The sequence below is a fragment of the Dyella subtropica genome (assembly GCF_026283965.1).
Lineage (GTDB): Bacteria > Pseudomonadota > Gammaproteobacteria > Xanthomonadales > Rhodanobacteraceae > Dyella_D > Dyella_D subtropica.
Map to the genome: position 1 here is coordinate 248,732 of NZ_JAPDPD010000003.1, position 16,270 is coordinate 265,001.

General features: G+C 64.5%; 14 protein-coding genes. 12 read left to right on the forward strand and 2 right to left on the reverse strand.

Features of this window, described 5'->3' with window-relative positions:
• The first annotated feature begins 170 nt into the window (after positions 1 to 170).
• The gene (locus OUZ45_RS04740; RefSeq protein WP_266168770.1) at positions 171 to 941 is read left to right on the forward strand and encodes an ATP-binding cassette domain-containing protein; all 771 of its coding nucleotides are present in this window, start codon (positions 171 to 173) and stop codon (positions 939 to 941) included.
• Entirely contained in the window at positions 938 to 2,422 is a 1,485-nt protein-coding gene (locus OUZ45_RS04745) for an ABC transporter permease/substrate-binding protein (protein WP_266168771.1), read from the forward strand. Before OUZ45_RS04740 ends, OUZ45_RS04745 begins: the two co-directional genes overlap by 4 nt.
• Before the next feature lie 241 nt (positions 2,423 to 2,663).
• Here the strand turns inward: OUZ45_RS04745 and OUZ45_RS04750 are convergent, their stop codons facing one another.
• Positions 2,664 to 5,720 carry a sensor histidine kinase gene (locus tag OUZ45_RS04750; protein ID WP_266168772.1) on the reverse strand — a complete coding sequence of 1,019 codons (3,057 nt, stop codon included), beginning with the start codon at positions 5,718 to 5,720 and terminating at the stop codon, positions 2,664 to 2,666.
• A gap of 117 nt (positions 5,721 to 5,837) precedes the next feature.
• Between OUZ45_RS04750 and OUZ45_RS04755 the strand changes: the two genes are divergently transcribed.
• The 9 genes from OUZ45_RS04755 to OUZ45_RS04795 all read left to right on the forward strand — a co-directional run bounded on the left by OUZ45_RS04755 (position 5,838) and on the right by OUZ45_RS04795 (position 13,812).
• On the forward strand, positions 5,838 to 6,470 hold the full coding sequence (locus tag OUZ45_RS04755; protein ID WP_266168773.1) for a response regulator transcription factor: 633 nt from the start codon (positions 5,838 to 5,840) through the stop codon (positions 6,468 to 6,470).
• 423 nt (positions 6,471 to 6,893) lie between these two features.
• Entirely contained in the window at positions 6,894 to 7,547 is a 654-nt protein-coding gene (locus OUZ45_RS04760) for a hydrolase (RefSeq protein ID WP_266168774.1), read from the forward strand.
• Between the two features lie 61 nt (positions 7,548 to 7,608).
• Positions 7,609 to 7,887: a XapX domain-containing protein gene (locus tag OUZ45_RS04765; protein WP_266168775.1), complete on the forward strand. Its 279-nt coding sequence runs from the start codon at positions 7,609 to 7,611 to the stop codon at positions 7,885 to 7,887.
• Entirely contained in the window at positions 7,884 to 9,773 is a 1,890-nt protein-coding gene (locus OUZ45_RS04770) for an amidohydrolase (protein WP_266168776.1), read from the forward strand. The genes OUZ45_RS04765 and OUZ45_RS04770 overlap by 4 nt, the downstream gene beginning before the upstream one ends.
• Before the next feature lie 2 nt (positions 9,774 to 9,775).
• On the forward strand, positions 9,776 to 10,174 hold the full coding sequence (locus OUZ45_RS04775) for a DoxX family protein (protein ID WP_266168777.1): 399 nt from the start codon (positions 9,776 to 9,778) through the stop codon (positions 10,172 to 10,174).
• A gap of 47 nt (positions 10,175 to 10,221) precedes the next feature.
• Positions 10,222 to 11,133, forward strand: coding sequence for a carbon-nitrogen hydrolase family protein (locus OUZ45_RS04780; RefSeq protein ID WP_266168778.1), 912 nt, complete (start codon positions 10,222 to 10,224; stop codon positions 11,131 to 11,133).
• A 5-nt stretch (positions 11,134 to 11,138) separates the two neighbouring features.
• Positions 11,139 to 12,533, forward strand: coding sequence for an alginate export family protein (locus tag OUZ45_RS04785; protein WP_266168779.1), 1,395 nt, complete (start codon positions 11,139 to 11,141; stop codon positions 12,531 to 12,533).
• Between the two features lie 49 nt (positions 12,534 to 12,582).
• Positions 12,583 to 13,257, forward strand: a complete 675-nt coding sequence (locus OUZ45_RS04790; protein ID WP_266168780.1) for a YoaK family protein — start codon at positions 12,583 to 12,585, stop codon at positions 13,255 to 13,257.
• A gap of 36 nt (positions 13,258 to 13,293) precedes the next feature.
• Positions 13,294 to 13,812, forward strand: coding sequence for a Dps family protein (locus OUZ45_RS04795; RefSeq protein ID WP_266168781.1), 519 nt, complete (start codon positions 13,294 to 13,296; stop codon positions 13,810 to 13,812).
• Positions 13,813 to 13,828: 16 nt separating this feature from the next.
• On the opposite strand, the gene pdxR is transcribed toward OUZ45_RS04795, so the two are convergent.
• Complete coding sequence (gene pdxR, locus OUZ45_RS04800; RefSeq protein ID WP_266168782.1) at positions 13,829 to 15,274, reverse strand: MocR-like pyridoxine biosynthesis transcription factor PdxR; 1,446 nt, start codon at positions 15,272 to 15,274, stop codon at positions 13,829 to 13,831.
• A 303-nt stretch (positions 15,275 to 15,577) separates the two neighbouring features.
• On the opposite strand from pdxR, the gene OUZ45_RS04805 reads away from it, so the two are divergent.
• Positions 15,578 to 16,078, forward strand: coding sequence for a hypothetical protein (locus OUZ45_RS04805; protein ID WP_266168783.1), 501 nt, complete (start codon positions 15,578 to 15,580; stop codon positions 16,076 to 16,078).
• Positions 16,079 to 16,270: the final 192 nt, after the last annotated feature.

Here is a 16,270-nt window from a genome sequence, read left to right on the forward strand (position 1 = left end):
ACCCGGTCGTTGTGCACCGCCGTCATGACGTGGTCGCCGCTGGATGCTTGCAGTAGAGTCATGGCCCATGTCGCAGGCGTACCGCTACCGTGCCTCCCCGTTGAGAGCTACCGGTTCATCCGACCGGAAAGGCTCATGTGTCATGCCGTCACCTTGCGATGGAAATGGTCTTGTCCGGGGCTGATGCGGCGCCCGCTGCGGCCTTCGCGCTGGAGCACGTAAGCAAGCGCTACGGTTCCGTCGTCGCACTCGACGACATCAGTCTGTCGATGGCCAAAGGCAGCACCACGGCGCTTATCGGCAGCAGTGGCTCGGGCAAGTCGACCGTGTTGCGTCTGCTACTGGGCTTGGACTGGCCCGATCAAGGCGTGATCAAAGCGGAAGGCCGCGCGCTCGAGCGACCGCATGTGCTGGCATTGAGGCAACGCGTCGGCTACGTGATCCAGGAGGGCGGCCTGTTTCCGCACCTCACCGCCTTAGGCAATCTGGCGTTGCAGCCGCGTTATCTCGGCTGGAGCGCGGCGCGGATTCATGAGCGTGCGGAGGCGCTGGCGGAACTGACGCATCTTCCACCAGGCGTGCTCGAGCGCTATCCCGCGGAACTCTCCGGCGGCCAGCGTCAGCGCGTGGCCTTGATGCGCGGCTTGATGTTGAACCCGGATGCGTTGCTTCTCGATGAGCCCTTGGGCGCACTGGACCCCATCGTTCGGCATGAGCTTCAAGACCAGCTCAAGCTTATTTTCGATCAGCTCGGCAAGACCGTGATTGTCGTGACGCACGATCTGGCCGAGGCGGCCTGGTTCGCCGAACGCCTGATTCTGTTGCGAGAAGGCAAGGTGATGCAGGACGGTCGGATCGATGATTTGCGCGATCGCCCGGCCGACCCCTTCGTCCGTCGCTTTGTGGCATCGCAACGACGCCTGCCGGAACCCGCCGCATGAAGCACCGGCTGCGCCTCGCGATGACACTGTTCGTGCTGCTTCCGATGTACGTGTGGGCAGCGCCGGTTCGCATCGGCTCCAAACAGTTCACCGAATCGGTGATTCTGGGCGAGCTGGCGCGGCTGGGCACGCAGGAGGCGGACAGCCAGGTGCGGCATCAGCGCGAACTTGGCGGCACCAGCATTTTGTGGAGCGCCTTGCGGCATGGCGATATCGACGTCTATCCGGAGTACACCGGCACGCTGACGCAGGAGTTGTTGAAGGGCGTGGCGCCGGATGCCGACATCCCCGCGTTGCGCGCGACACTCAAGCCGTTGGGCCTAGGCATTACCGATTCGCTCGGCTTCAACAACACCTACGCCATCGGCATGCGCGAGGACCGGGCCGCCCAGCTCGGTATTACGCGGATGTCCGAGCTGGCGATGCACCCGGAACTGCGTTTCGGCTTCTCCAATGAATTCATGGATCGCGCCGACGGTTGGCCCGGCATCCGCCAGCGCTATGGCCTGCCACAGACGCAGGTGCGCGGGCTGGATCACAGCTTGTCGTATCGGGCCGTGGCTAGCCGTGCGGTTGACGCCATCGACCTCTACAGCACCGACGCCGAAATTCCCTATTACCGTTTGCGCACACTCGCCGACGACAAGCACTACTTCCCGCGCTACGACGCGGTGTTTCTTTATCGTCTCGAACTCGAACAAAGCCACCCGGCCTTTGTGGCCGCACTGCGCAAGCTCTCCGGACGCATCGACGAAAAGTCCATGCAACAGATGAATGCCGAGGCGAAGCTCAAGGGTGCCAAAGAGACGGATATCGCTGCGCGTTTTCTGGGCGTGCAAACAGATGGCGACGACGCGGGCCTCTGGCAGCGCCTGCTGCGGCGAACCGTCGAGCACGTCAGGTTGGTCATCGTTTCGCTCGGCATGGCTGTATTGCTGGCGATTCCGCTGGGAATCCTGGCGGCTCGGCGGAAACGGCTAGGCCAGATCGTGATCGGCCTTACCGGCATCCTGCAGACCGTGCCGTCATTGGCGATGTTCGTCTTTATGATTCCGCTGTTCGGCATCGGCGCCTGGCCAGCGGTGGCCGCCCTATTCCTCTACAGCCTGTTGCCCATCGTGCGTAACACGCATGCGGGCTTGGTCGGCATCCCGCTGGAGCTGCGCGAATCCGCCGCGGCGTTGGGCTTGCCGAGCGGCGTGCGGCTGCGTCGTGTGGAGCTGCCCATGGCTACGCGATCCATCCTGGCCGGTATCAAGACCGCCGCTGTGATCAACGTCGGCACCGCCACACTCGCCGCACTGATCGGCGCCGGCGGTTACGGGCAACCCATCCTCACCGGTATTCGTCTCGACAACATCGGACTGATTCTGGAAGGCGCGATCCCGGCGGCGCTGCTCGCGTTGATCGTGCAAGGCATGTTCGAAGGCATCGAGCGCTGGCTGACGCCGTATGGTTTGAGGATCGAGGCGCGGCAATAGGGTCGGAGCCGCACCTGATTAGCGTCGAATTTCAGCGGGCGCGATGTTCTCCTCCCCCTGCTTGCAGGGGGAGGCCGGGAGGGGGTGAACACTTGCGAAAACCTCTCGCGAAACGCTTTCTCAAGTACTCACCCCTCCCCAGCCCTCCCCTGTCCCACGGGACTAGCTTTGCGTCGCAAGCAAGGGAGGGAGCCAAGAGCTCGCGTCGCTGAGATCCGACGCTGATCGGAGCATCCCTAGCTCACTCAATCATCGGCGGTCGCCGCCGTCTGCCGAATAGGGATGGACTGAACACGACATGTCCTGGAATGGCGAGGACCACGTCGGTGCCGCCTTGCTCGCCACGGCGGATGGTGAGCGTGGCGCCGAGTTTCTCGGCGCGCTCGTGCATGCCGACCAGGCCCCAGCGACCGTCGAGCCGGCCTTGCCGGAGGGTGTTTGCCTGGATGCCGCGGCCATCGTCGCGAATGGCGATGCGCAGGGTCTGGAGTTCGTACCGGATGTCGATGTCGATCAGCTTGGCGTTCGCATGGATGAAGGCGTTGCGCATGGCTTCGCGCACGATCTCGACGACCTCGTCGCAAGCCGGCGGACACAAGGGCTTCTCTACGCCGGTGGTGGTCACCTGGAAGGCCACGTCGTAGGTGGATGCCAGTTCTTCGCCGATCGCGCGGATGGATTGGGAGAGGCGTTCCCACGCGCGGTCGGCGCCGCGCAGCGCCACGATCTTGTCGCGACCTTCGACCAGCATGTCGCGTGCCTGGTCGACCGCCGCATCCAGCGCACCGCGTCGGCGATCGTCGGCGGGCAGCTCGGCCGCTAGCGCTTGCAGGCGAAGCAGTAGACCTTGCACGCCTTGCAGCAAGGTGTCGTGCAGTTCGCGCGCGATGCGTTCGCGTTCGTTGGTGCGTTCTTCAAGGCGCAGGCGGATCTGTTCCGCCATCAGGCGCAACCGCCACAGATAGAGCGCGGCGATCAGCAACATTCCCGCGGCGACGCACAGCAGGCGGAACCACGCCGTCTGGAAGAACTGCGGCTCGATAGTGAAGTCGATGCTGGCGCCTTGTTCGTTCCATACCCCGTCGTCGTTCGCGGCGGTGACGTGGAAGCGGTGCTTGCCGGGGCCGAGGTTGGAGTAGAACGCTTCGCGCCGGGTGCCGCCGTCCTGCCATTGCTCGTCCACGCCGTCGAGCTTGTAGCGGAACAACACGCGGTCGGGAATGGCCAGGCTGGTGGCGGTGTAATCCAGCCGCACATTGCTGGTGCGCTGAGGCAGGTGCAGGTCGTCCAACTCGGTATAGCGCCGGTCACCGGCGGTGAGTCCCCGGATGAACACCGCTGGCGCGATGGGATTGCGTCGCAGGTGCGCGGCATCGATCCATGCAGCGCCCTGGTTGGTGTTGAGCCAGATGCGGCCGAGGGAGTCCAGGGTGGCCGTCGATACAGGCGAGGCCTGCAGCGCAATGCCGGGCAAGCCGTCGTGGTAGTCGAACAATTCATAAGGTGCGCGGTAGCCGTTGCCGTCGAAGCCTTTGTTGAACGCATCCGCATGAAGGTGCACAACGCCCCGGCTGCCATTGATCCAGACATCGCCTTGGTCGGTGCGCACGATGCCCGACACCCCAGCCAACACCTGCGGCTCGGTGATGGCGAGCGACTGGAACCGGCCCTCATGCCAGCGGGCGAGGCCGGCATCGCCGCCGACCAGCAACTCGCTGGCACGGACGTCCAGGGTAGTGACGTTGCCGACTTGCAGCCCTTGCGCTGGTCCGAACACTTGCCGGGTTTGCCCGTCGATCCGCATCACACGGTTGTCGGGATAGCCGGCCCACAGGCTGCCGGAGGCATCGCTGGCGAGAGCGGTGGGTGTCATCGCGTCGAGCGCGGCGCCCTGGTCGACGCGTGTCCAACGATTCCCGCGCCAGTGGTAGAGGCCGTTGTTGGCGAAGCTGGCCCACAGTCCGCTTTGCCGATCCGAGGCTATCGCCTGGACGATGACATGCTTGCTCGCCACCGGCAGGTCGAGTGCGGCGAAGCGGCCGTTCACCACTCGGCCGAGACTGCTCTGCCCGACCACCCACAGGGTTTTGTCCGGTGCGTAAAGCGCTGCGCTGATATCGGGTAGGCCTTGCGACACCACCTCCGCACCTTGCGCGGTGGTGCGCAGCAACGAGCCGCCGTTGGCGATCCAGATCTCGCCTTCGTCGCCGGCAGCCAACGCCGAGTTGGTGGCAGGTCCCACCCGGATGTTCGCCGGCAGCTGCACTTTGTTGAGATGAAAGCTGCTGAGGCCCAGGTTGGTGCCCGTCCACAGATTGCCTTCGCGGTCTTCGAGCAGCGGCACAGCGATGTCCGAAGGCAGGCCGTTGCCGTGATTGAACGTGCCGTCCAGATCCGCCGGCTGCAGCGAGCGGCCGTCCGCCAACCGGGATGGGGACGACACCCGATACACGCCACCGCGTGCGGCATCGGTGCCCCACAGCTGGCCGTCGCGGTCGAACAGCAGACGCTTGGACTGCGCAAAGGATGTCTTGGTCAGCGCACGCTGCGGATCGAGCGAAGGATGCGCCACGGAAAGGCCGGGCAAGGCGCGGGTGCCGTGAAACCCGTCGGACAGCCACAGCGTGCCGTCTGGCGCCTGCGCCAGGATGGTGTCCTGATCCACATGCTCGCCGGTGGTTTCGAAGCGGCGCGCACCCTTGCGCAGAAACAGCAGCTGCTCGCCGGTGGTCACCCACAGGGTGCCCTCGCGATCGGCCATCACCCAATCAGCCCGCTTCGCCGGGTAGTTCCAGTCGGTGCCGATGATCTGCCAGCGCTGGCCGTCGAAACGAGCCAGGCCGCCGCGGCTGGCCGCCCACAACCCGCCGTCACCGTCGTGGGCGAAGGTGATCACCATGCCGCCGGGAAAACCGTCGTGATCGGTGTAATGCGTGACATGGCCGGCTTTGAGCACGCTGGCGCCGCCGTAGAACAAACCGATCCACAGAGAGCCATCGGGAAGCGCGCACAACGCGGTGATGTCCATGGACCGGAAACCTTCGTCAGGCGCCGGCTCAAAGCGTTCGAACGTCACGCCATCGAAACGATAAAGCCCCGTGCCCGTACCCAGCCACAGATACCCGTCCCCGCCCTGAGCCAGCGCCCAGATATCCGCCGGCGCGCCGCGCTCGACGGTCCAGGACGTCAGGCGGAATGGTTCGGCGGTGGTGCCGATTTGTGCGCTCGCCGCCGACCACAGACCCAGCAGGCATGCGCCCACCCAGGTCAGCAGCGCGCTACGCCTGGATCGCTTCATTGACATTGCTGGAGAGTTTATCGGCAACACATCACCACGTCGCGACGTATCGGGGTACGCGCGGGTTTACCCATATGGGCATTGAACCCATCGGTGCCTCATCGGATAGTGTCTGGCGTGGAAGACCAGACAGGCAAGCTCAAGGTACTCATCGCCGACGACCATCCGGTGATGCGGGATGGTCTGCGCGCGACGATCGACAGCGCCGCCGACATGACTGTCGTCGGCGAAGCGGCCGACGGCGCGCAAAGCGTGGCGCGCTTTCGCGAGCTGCACCCCGACGTGGCCTTGCTCGATCTGCAGATGCCGCATATGGATGGGCTGCAAGCCATCGCGGCGATCCGCAGTGAATTTCCCGCCGCACGGCTGGTGATCCTCACCACCTATCCCGGCGATGCCCGGGTAAAACAGGCACTGGCCTCCGGTGCTACGGCCTACCTGCTCAAGACCTCCACCCGCGATGACATCCTGCAGGCGATTCGCAGCGCGGCGATCGGGCGGCGCGTGATCGTGGGCGAGGTGGCAAGCGAAGTGGCCTCGCATGCCTGGGCGGACATGCTCACCGCCAAGGAGTTGAGCGCGCTGCGGCTGGTGGCCACGGGACACGGCAACAAGCGTATCGCCGAGATGCTGTGCATCTCCGAAGACACGGTGAAAGCGCGCCTCAAGAGCATCATGGCGAAGCTGGGCGCGTCCGACCGCACGCATGCGGTGACCATCGCGATCCGGCGCGGCTTCCTCGACTCGTAGGCCCCAAAGGCCCCTGTAGGAGCCCACCCTGTGGGCGACCCGGGCAGGTTCGCGCTTCGTAGGCATGTCACTCGGGCCATCCATGGCCCTCGCCCTGCGGGCGGCTCCGCCGTGCGAACCGGCAGTCCTGCCGGTTTGTCGCGCACAGGGTGCGCTCCTACAAAGGGTGCCCGTGTGGATCAACCCGGCGATCTCACCAAGACACCCATCCGGATATCCCCGATCGGGTAGCTGCGATATGCCCGTTTCGGGCTTTGCATGAGCCCGCTGCTAGGGGACATTTGCAACTCTCCGCTCGCCACACAAAACCCTTTCATCGGCATCACATGCAGTGCGTAGCATGTAGCGCCGAGCCCTTCATGAGCGACTCGTCGGATAAGCTCGGCGGGAACCGCTCTCCCTGCTTTCACCCAGGAGACCGACATGTCCATCACCGCCACGCCCACGCCCGGCAAACTGCTGCTGACGCCGACGGATCATGCACTCATCATGATCGACTTCCAGTCGCAGATGTCCTTCGCGACGCATTCCATCGACGCCATCACGCTGCGCAACAACGCCGGCCTGGTGGCGCGAGCGGCGGCCAGCTTCAAGGTACCGACCATCCTCACCACCGTGGCCGAAAAGAGTTTTTCCGGCCCGATGTTCAGCGAGGTCACCGATCCGTTCCCGGGCCAGGCGCTGCTCGATCGCACCTCGATGAACACCTGGGAAGATGCCGCCGTCATCAAGAAGGTGAACGAGATCGGCAAGACGCGCCTGGTGCTGGCCGGTCTGTGGACCTCGGTCTGCATCGTCGGCCCGGCGCTGTCGGCCATCGATCAAGGTTTCGAGATCTACGTGATCACCGATGCCTGCGGCGATGTCTCGGCCGAGGCGCACAACCGTGCCGTCGAGCGCATGATCCAGGCCGGCGCCCGTCCGATGACGGCGCTGCAATACCTGCTGGAGCTGCAGCGCGACTGGGCGCGTACCGAGTCGTACGACAGCACCACCGGCATCGCCAGGCAGTTCGGCGGCTCCTACGGCCTGGGCATCACCTACGCCAAGTCGATGTTCGGCGCGCACGAAGGCTGAGCGCGGTTACCAGCGGCGGCTTCGCCCGCCGCCGCTTTCATCTTGTCCAGTGGAGATGTCGATGAAACCCTATATTTTTTCTCTCGCCGCAGGGTTGCTGGTAGGCATCGTTTACGCCTTGCTCAAGGTCCGCTCGCCCGCACCGCCGGTGATCGCCCTGGTCGGCCTGCTGGGCATTCTTGCCGGCGAACAGATTCCGCCCCTGATCAAGCACCTGTTGCATCGGGATACCGCGACGACCGCCTGGTTCGGCGGCCAGATCAAACCGCATGTGTTCGGCCAGCTGCCCGAGGGCAAACACACCGCCAAGCCGGCGCCGGAGTCGGAGGCCAAGTCATGAGTGCTGTGCCGGCCGTCCCCGAGCTGATCCTGCATCGCGGCCAGTTCGCGACGCTCGATCGTGCTAACCCCCACGCCTCGGCGGTGGCGATCGCCGATGGCCGCTTCATGGCGGTGGGCAGCGATGCCGACGTCATGGCGCTGGCCGGTACCGGCACGCGTGTGGTCGACCTCAAGGGACGCCGCGTCCTGCCTGGCCTGATCGACAACCACCTGCATATCATCCGGGGCGGCCTGAACTACAACCTGGAGCTGCGCTGGGACGGCGTGCGCTCGCTGGCCGACGCGATGGGCATGCTCAAGCATCAGGTGGCGATTACGCCGCCGCCGCAATGGGTGCGCGTGGTCGGCGGGTTCACCGAGCACCAGTTCGTCGAGAAGCGCCTGCCGACCATCGAGGAACTCAACGCGGTCGCTCCCGATACGCCGGTGTTCCTGCTGCATCTCTACGACCGTGCCTTGCTCAACGCCGCCGCGCTGCGCGCCGTCGGCTATACCCGCGACACGCCGGAGCCGCCGGGTGGGCAGATCGTGCGCGATAGCGATGGCAACCCGACCGGCCTGCTGCTGGCCAAGCCGAATGCCGCGATTCTCTACGCGACGCTCGGGCGCGGTCCGAAGCTGCCGTACGACTATCAGCTCAATTCCACACGCCATTTCATGCGTGAACTCAACCGTCTCGGTGTCACCGGTGCCATCGATGCCGGCGGTGGTTCGCAGAACTACCCCGACGACTATGCGGTGATCCAGCAGCTGGCCGACGAAGGCCAGCTGACCATCCGCCTCGCCTACAACCTGTTCACCCAGAAACCCAAGGCCGAGAAGGACGATTTCCTTCACTGGACGCGCACCTCCAAGTACAAGCAAGGCAACGACTACTTCCGCCATAACGGTGCGGGCGAGATGCTCGTGTTCTCCGCGGCGGACTTCGAGGATTTTCGCCAGCCCCGGCCGGACATGCCGGCCGAGATGGAGGGCGATCTCGAAGGCGTGGTGCGCATCCTTGCCGAGAACCGCTGGCCGTGGCGCATGCACGCCACCTACGACGAGACCATCAGCCGCGCGCTGGATGTGTTCGAGCGGGTGAACCAGGACATTCCCTTGGAGGGATTGAACTGGTTCTTCGACCATGCCGAGACGATTTCCGAGCAGTCGATCGACCGCATCGCGGCGCTGGGCGGTGGCATCGCCGTGCAACATCGCATGGCCTACCAGGGCGAATACTTCGTCGAGCGTTACGGCATGGGTGCGGCGGAAGCCACGCCGCCGGTGGCGAAAATGCTGGAGAAGGGCGTACGGGTATCGGCCGGCACCGATGCGACTCGCGTGGCTTCGTATAACCCGTGGGTCTCACTGGCGTGGTTGATCACCGGTCGCACCGTCGGCGGCCTGCGTCTCTATCCGCAGCGCAACTGCCTGGATCGGGAAACCGCGTTGCGCATGTGGACCGAGAACGTCACCTGGTTCTCCAACGAGGTCGGTAAGAAAGGCCAGATCAAGGTTGGCCAGTTTGCGGACCTGGTCGTGCCGGACCGCGATTTTTTCGCCTGTGCGGAGAGCGAGATTGCCGACACCACCTCGGAGCTGACCATGGTCGGCGGCAAGATCGTGTACGCCGCCGGCACCTTCACCGACCTGGATGAGGCACCGATTCCGCCAGCGATGCCAGACTGGTCGCCGGTGCGCCGCTATGGCGGTTATGCCGCCTGGGGCGAGAACAAGGCGGGCGCCGCCGCAGTACGCCAGTTGGCGACGCAGTCATGCGGTTGCCACCATGCCTGCGGCATCCACGGCCATGATCACGCCACGGCCTGGTCGAGCAAGCTGCCGATCGCCGATCTCAAATCCTTCTGGGGCGCGCTGGGCTGCGCCTGTTGGGCGATATGACCATGCGCACTGGATCATCGATCATTCGCTGGGTGGCGTTGCTGTTGCTCTGCGCCGCGTATCTTCAGGGCGGCTTCGACAAAGCCGTGGACTTCGCGGGCGCCATCGCCGAGATGCAGCACTTCGGACTGACGCCGCCCGCGCCGTTCGCCGCGGCGACCATCGCGATGGAGTTCGGCGCCTCGCTATGCATCCTCACCGGCTTCTATCGCTGGCTGGGTGCGCTGGCGCTCGCTGTCTTCACGTTGATGGCGACCTTCATGGCGGCCCGCTTCTGGGAGCTGCCGTTGCCCCAGCGGATACCGGCCGCCAATACCTTCTTCGAGCACCTCGGCCTGGTCGGCGGTTTCCTGCTGGTGGCATGGCACGACCTGCGGGAACGCCGCGCCGCATCGGCATGAAGCCCCGGCCACCGATCTTCCATCGTTATCCTGATCTGGAGCTTTCCATGCGCATCAAGTCCCTCGTTCTGGCGGCCGTGTTCGGTCTCGGAGCGGCCTCGCTCGCTACCGTCGTGCCGTTGCAGGCACGCACCGCGCAGGCCACGCCCGAAGTGGCGGTGGGCGCGCAGTACGACACCACGCACGTGTATGTCGATCCCACCGAGGTCGATCGCTTCGTGCAGAGTTTCCTCGCCACCTTCGGTGGGCAGAGCACCAAGCAGGTCGTGGCGACGGTGACGCCCACGCCCAGCAGCACCACTTCACAGTTGCTGCAGACGCCGGTGGGCACGGTGTCGCTGTTCGGGTTCAAGACGCCGGTGCCGCATCCGTTCGGCACGGAGCGCACCGGCTATCTGGTGAAGGACATGGATGAGGCGATCCGCGCCGCGCGTGCGGATGGTGCCGACGTCATCGTCGAAGCCTTTCCCGATCCGATCGGCCGCGACGCCGTGATCCAGTGGCCGGGTGGGGTGAACATGCAGCTCTATTGGCACACCACCGCGCCGAACTATGCCGCGTTCCAGACCGTGCCGGAGAATCGCGTCTACGTGTCCAAGGATCGCGCGAACGCGTTCATCCACAGCTTTCTCACCTTCTCCCATGGCAAGGTGGTCTCCGATGATGCGCATGCGCCCGGTGTCGAGATCGGCCGTCCCAGCGATACGTATCGCCGGGTTCGCATCGAGTCGACCTTCGGCAAGATGTCGGTGCAGGTGACCGACGGGCATCTGCCGTATCCCTACGGGCATGAGCTGACCGGTTATGAAGTCGCCAACCTTGGCGACACGCTGACCAAGGCCAAGGCCAGCGGCGCGAAAGTGCTGGTGGAGCCTTACACCGCGGATGGACGGCAGATCGCCATGCTGGCATTTCCGGGCAACTACGTTGCGGAGATCCATGCGGCGGCTGGCAAGTAAGCGCGATGCGATGCATCGCCTTCGCTGGCGCCGCCCTCCTCATGTTCGCGCATGGGGTAGGTGCGCAAGACACGAGTGGGGCGCCCGCGAGGCCGGTGCCGCTGTTCAACCGCTGGCAGGAGAACTGGTCGCCGCTGGCCGATCCGGCGCTGCGGACCGAGCCGGGCGACTCGCTTAAATACATCGCGCTTTCCGCCGACAATCCGGCCAGCTATCTCTCGCTGGGCCTGAATCTGCGCGAGCGCGTGGAGTTGAATGACGCTGCGGGCTTTGGCGTGGGCGGTGCCCGCAGCGACAGTTACCTGATTCAGCGCCTGCAAGTTCACGCGGATCTCCATTTCAACGAGCACTGGCAGTTATTCACCCAGCTGGAAGACGCTCGCGATGTCGGCAAGCGGGCAGCCACGCCGGTCGACAAGAACCCGCTCGATCTGCGGCTGGCCTTTCTTGCCTATACCCACAGCTTCGATGCGGGCACCTTCAAGGCACGCATCGGTCGCCAGGAATTCGCCTTCGACCTGCAGCGCTTCGTATCGCTGAGGGATGGGCCCAACGTGCGTCAGGCGTTCGATGCCGTGTGGGCGGGCTGGGACGCCGGCCGCTGGCGCTTGATCGGTTTCATCAGCCAGCCGGTGCAATACGCGGATGCGCATCCGTTCGACGACAGCTCCAACCGCCATCTGCGTTTCAGCATGCTGCGTGCGGAACGCCTGGTGTTCGGCCATCAGGAGCTGTCCGCCTACTACGCGCTGTTTGCGCGCGACAACGCCAAGTACCTCGACGGCAGCGGGCGCGAGTTGCGTCACGTGTTCGACACGCGCTATGCCGGCGCGGCGCGCGGTTTCGACTGGGATCTCGAAGCGATGGCGCAGCGTGGTTCGGTGGGTGCCAAAGACATCCGTGCGTGGGCTATCGGCACGCGCGCGGGCTACACCTTCGCCTCGTTGGGTTGGCGACCCCGGATCGGCCTGCAGGTGGATGCGGCCTCGGGCGACCACCATCGCGGCGACCACACCCTCGGCACCTTCCAACCGCTGTTTCCGAACGGGTACTACGTCACCCTGGCGGGCTACACCGGCTACACGAACTTCATCCATGTGAAGCCGGGTATCACGGTGAAGCCATCGCCGCGCCTGACGCTCATGGGCGCGCTCGGCCTGCAATGGCGCGGGACCACGGCCGACGCGGTGTACACGCAGCCGAACGTCGCGCTACCCGGCACCGCCGGCCGAGGCGGCCGTTGGACCGGCGCTTATGGGCAACTACGCGCCGACTACGTTTTCAACGCCAACCTCGCCGCTGCGGTGGAGATGGTGCATTTCGATATCGGCGATGCCATCCGTCGGGCCGGTGGGCACGACAGCGATTATCTGGGCGTAGAGCTCAAGTACATGTGGTGAGCTCGTCGAGTGCCGGCGTGCAGCATCAAACCCAAGAGAACCTAAGATCATGAAACTGACCATGCCGACCCTACTCAGCTTCAACGCCGGCTATGTCGATACGGCGGGCTTCATGGCGCTGCATGGCCTGTTCACCGCACATGTGACCGGCAACTTCGTCACCATCGGTGCGGCGCTGGTACTGGGTACGTCGGGCATCGTCACCAAGCTGCTGGCGCTGCCGACCTTCTGCGTCATGGTGGTGCTGTCGCGCCTGCTCCGCTATCGCCTGATCGATCGGGGCTGGCCGGTGCTCAAAACGATGCTGGGGTTGAAGCTGCTGCTGTTGACCGTGGGCGGCGTGCTCGCCATTCGCTATGGGCCCTTTTCGCACGGTGACAGCTGGTCCGCGATGATCACTGGCCTCATCCTGGTGGCGGGCATGGCGGTGCAGAACGCCTTGCAGCGTGTGCATCTGGGCAGCGCCCCGCCCACCACATTGATGACCGGCACCACCACCCAGATCATGCTCGACGTCGGCGATCTGCTGCAGGGCGTGCCGGCTGAGCAGAAAGAGGCTATCCATGCGCGTCTGGCGCGCATGGGGCAGGCGGTGTTCGCCTTCGCGCTGGGCTGTGCCATGGCCGCCCTGCTCTATGCAGGGGTGAGCACCTGGTGTTTCGCCTTGCCGCCCGTGCTGGCGCTGGCCGCCTACCTCCATCGCGATGCCAGCTCCGGCGGCTGAGCCGATCCCTATCCCAATCCCCATAAGGAGACGACGATGAAAGAGACGAGCAAGGCCAGGCAGCGGCGCAAGGCTCCGCTGACCACACCCAGCACGCTAGGTGAGGATGCAAGGCGCGACATCGGTGGCGAGCTCAACGCCTTGCTCGCCGATTTCTTCGCGCTCTACCTGAAGACGAAGAACTTCCACTGGCATATGTCCGGCCCGCATTTCCGCGACTATCACCTGCTGCTGGACGAGCAGGCAGATGAAATCTACGCCACGCTGGACCCGATCGCCGAGCGCGTGCGCAAGATCGGTGGCACCACGCTGCGTTCCATCGGGCATATCGCCCGGCTGCAACGGCTCGACGACAACGATGCCGATTTTGTTTCGCCGGCCGACATGCTGGCTGAGCTGCGCGAGGACAATGCCCGCGTCGCTTCGATCATGCGTGAGGTCCACAGCCTCTGCGATCAGTACGGCGATGTGGCTACTGCCAGCTTGCTGGAGAACTGGATTGATGAGGCGGAGCGCAGGGTTTGGTTCCTGTTCGAATCGAGTCGCAACGTTTGAACTGATCGGGGCTGGCTCATCGCGAGCCGGCCCCTCCGTCGAGCGCGTCCAGGCAGTACCCGAACAGCTGCATCGCCTCGTTCAATCCGGTGCTCGAAAGTCCGCAATAGCCAAGAATCAAACCTTGCCGCGCGGGCGCCTTGGAATAATGCGGGGCCATCGGGTACAGGCCGAGGCCGCGTTCGTGGGCGTAAGCGATCAGCGCTTCGGTGCGCGCCCTGTTGTAGCCGCGGAGCCAGACCACGACATGCATGCCCGCTTGTGAGTCGGCGATCTCGACGCGATCGCCGGCATGACGATGCAGTCCTTGGATGACGGTCTCGCGGCGCGCCTTCAGTTCCTTCGTCGCATGCCGCAAGTGCCGCTCGAAGCCGCTGCTCTCCATAAAATGAGCCAAAGCAGCCTGTTCGATCATGGGGCAGAAGAAGTCACCGAGGTACTTCGCCGTGATGAAGTCGTCGCGCAGCGCGGTGGGTACCACCATGTAGGCCAGACGCAGCGCGCCGAACATCACTTTGGAGAAGGTGCCGACGTAGATCACGCGATCGCTGCTATCGAGCGATCGCATGGCGGTAAGCGGACGCGAGTCGTAGCGAAACTCACTGTCGTAGTCGTCCTCCATCACCCAGCAGCGATGCGTGTTGGCGTAGCGCAGCAGTTCTAGCCGGCGTGGCAACGACAATACCGATCCGCTGGGAAACTGGTGAGATGGTGTTACGTAGATCAGACGCGGTGTCTGCCGGGGCAGCTCAGCGCAGACCAGTCCTTCGTCATCGGTACGTACCGGCACCAGTCGTGCACCGTGAGCGGCGAAGGCTTGCCGTGCACCGAAGTAGCTGGGTTCTTCGAGCACGACGCGGTCGCCTTCATCCAGCAATACGCGGGCGGTGAGCGCGAACGCCTGCTGGGTGCCGCTGACGATCAGCACATCTTCGGGCTGAGCCTGTACGCCGCGACGGCGGGCGAGGTAATCGCAGATCTGTTGGCGCAGGGCGAGCAGACCTTGGGCGCGGGAGCCGCTTTGTCCCGTGTAAGTGGCGGCGCGCGCCAGTTCGCGCGCCCACAGATCGTTCAACGCCGGATGCACCTGCGGGTTGCCGTATTGCAAGTCGTAGCGCAGGCCGTGGTGCAGTAGCCCGATGGTGCGGTCCTGCACGGCGCGGGCACGTCGTGCATAGCGTGAGGGTGCGGCGATAGTGCGTGCGGGATGCCGCGGCGCGGGTTTGTGTTCGATCGCCGTGACATAGCTGCCCGAACCGACGCGCCCTTCGATAAAGCCTTCCGCGCGTAGCTGCTCGTAAGCGGCCAACACGGTAATGCGCGAGATATCCAGATCGCGTGCCAGCGCGCGCGTTGGCGGCAAGCGCGCGCCCGCGACCAGGCGCCCGCCGAGGATGGCGGCCTTGATCGCTCGCGTGAGCTGGGCGTATTGCGGACCTTGACCATCCAGTTCGAGAAACACCGATGCTCCTTCTCGGAATTGGCTCTATAGGAAATGAAAAAATTGGCTATGGATCAAAACCATTCGGGTGCCTAGCCTGCACTCGGCGATAGGGTCACAGCAAGCAGCATCGCCCCATCCGCGAGGCGGCTGATGCCTCACAGGTGCACTGTCGTACCCGTTGCCCCCCGCGGACGGGCCTTCCCTCGGCCCATCCCCAACGCGCTGTTGTCCGCGGGGGATCTTTTGGGGCGTGCGGGTGCTGCGATCCCATCCAGTTTTCCCTTCACAGCTTTCCCTTTCCTGTTTTCCGGAGATCGGTTCATGACGGCATCGTTGTCGATGAGAGCAAGTCTTACCCCCAAGGCGGCCAACATCCTGTTGGGCACCGGGTTACTGGTTGCCACGGTGGATGCGATTTTTGCGTCCACGTTCTGGCGGCTGGTCGCTGGCGTGCCGGCGTCGCGCATCGTGCAAGGCATCGCGGCGGGGCTGCTTGGCAAGGCGGCCTTTCAAGGCGGCGCGGGCACTATGGGATTGGGTGCGGTGCTGCATTACGGCATGGCTATAGCGATGGTGTTTGCTTATTACTTCGCGAGCCGCTGGCTGCCAGCGTTGGTGCGGCGGCCTTGGATGTATGGGCCGCTGTATGGACTAGTGGTGTATGCGGTGATGAACGGGATAGTGGTGCCGTTGTCGGCTGCGCCGCCGTCGCCACACTTGCTGGGGTGGGTAATCAGCAGCATCTTTGTGCATATGTTTGTGGTGGGGTTGCCGAGTGCGTTGGCGGCGCGGGCGGCGCTTGGTGGTGCGCCTGAGGTCTGATCGACTTTGCTCCCTCGCCCCGCGCTTGCATGAGCATGGCTGTTTGCCTTCGCCTCCTCTCCCCTTCGGGGAGAGGATTGAGGTGAGCAACTGTGTTGGCAGTCAAGCGGATGTCGCATGTTCCAGATGCCACGAGGCGTTGTCGCGAACCATGGCGTTGAGCACGGTTAATAGCTTGCGCATGCAAGCGAC

Excerpts from the sequence above, each read along its gene's own strand:
- OUZ45_RS04805 (WP_266168783.1), top strand. The coding sequence starts at position 15,578 with ATGACGGCATCGTTGTCGATGAGAGCAAGTCTTACCCCCAAGGCGGCC.
- OUZ45_RS04750 (WP_266168772.1), bottom strand. The coding sequence starts at position 5,720 with ATGAAGCGATCCAGGCGTAGCGCGCTGCTGACCTGGGTGGGCGCATGC.
- OUZ45_RS04790 (WP_266168780.1), top strand. The coding sequence starts at position 12,583 with ATGAAACTGACCATGCCGACCCTACTCAGCTTCAACGCCGGCTATGTC.
- OUZ45_RS04760 (WP_266168774.1), top strand. The coding sequence starts at position 6,894 with ATGTCCATCACCGCCACGCCCACGCCCGGCAAACTGCTGCTGACGCCG.
- OUZ45_RS04785 (WP_266168779.1), top strand. The coding sequence starts at position 11,139 with ATGCGATGCATCGCCTTCGCTGGCGCCGCCCTCCTCATGTTCGCGCAT.
- OUZ45_RS04795 (WP_266168781.1), top strand. The coding sequence starts at position 13,294 with ATGAAAGAGACGAGCAAGGCCAGGCAGCGGCGCAAGGCTCCGCTGACC.
- OUZ45_RS04775 (WP_266168777.1), top strand. The coding sequence starts at position 9,776 with ATGCGCACTGGATCATCGATCATTCGCTGGGTGGCGTTGCTGTTGCTC.
- OUZ45_RS04780 (WP_266168778.1), top strand. The coding sequence starts at position 10,222 with ATGCGCATCAAGTCCCTCGTTCTGGCGGCCGTGTTCGGTCTCGGAGCG.
- OUZ45_RS04745 (WP_266168771.1), top strand. The coding sequence starts at position 938 with ATGAAGCACCGGCTGCGCCTCGCGATGACACTGTTCGTGCTGCTTCCG.
- OUZ45_RS04770 (WP_266168776.1), top strand. The coding sequence starts at position 7,884 with ATGAGTGCTGTGCCGGCCGTCCCCGAGCTGATCCTGCATCGCGGCCAG.
- OUZ45_RS04765 (WP_266168775.1), top strand. The coding sequence starts at position 7,609 with ATGAAACCCTATATTTTTTCTCTCGCCGCAGGGTTGCTGGTAGGCATC.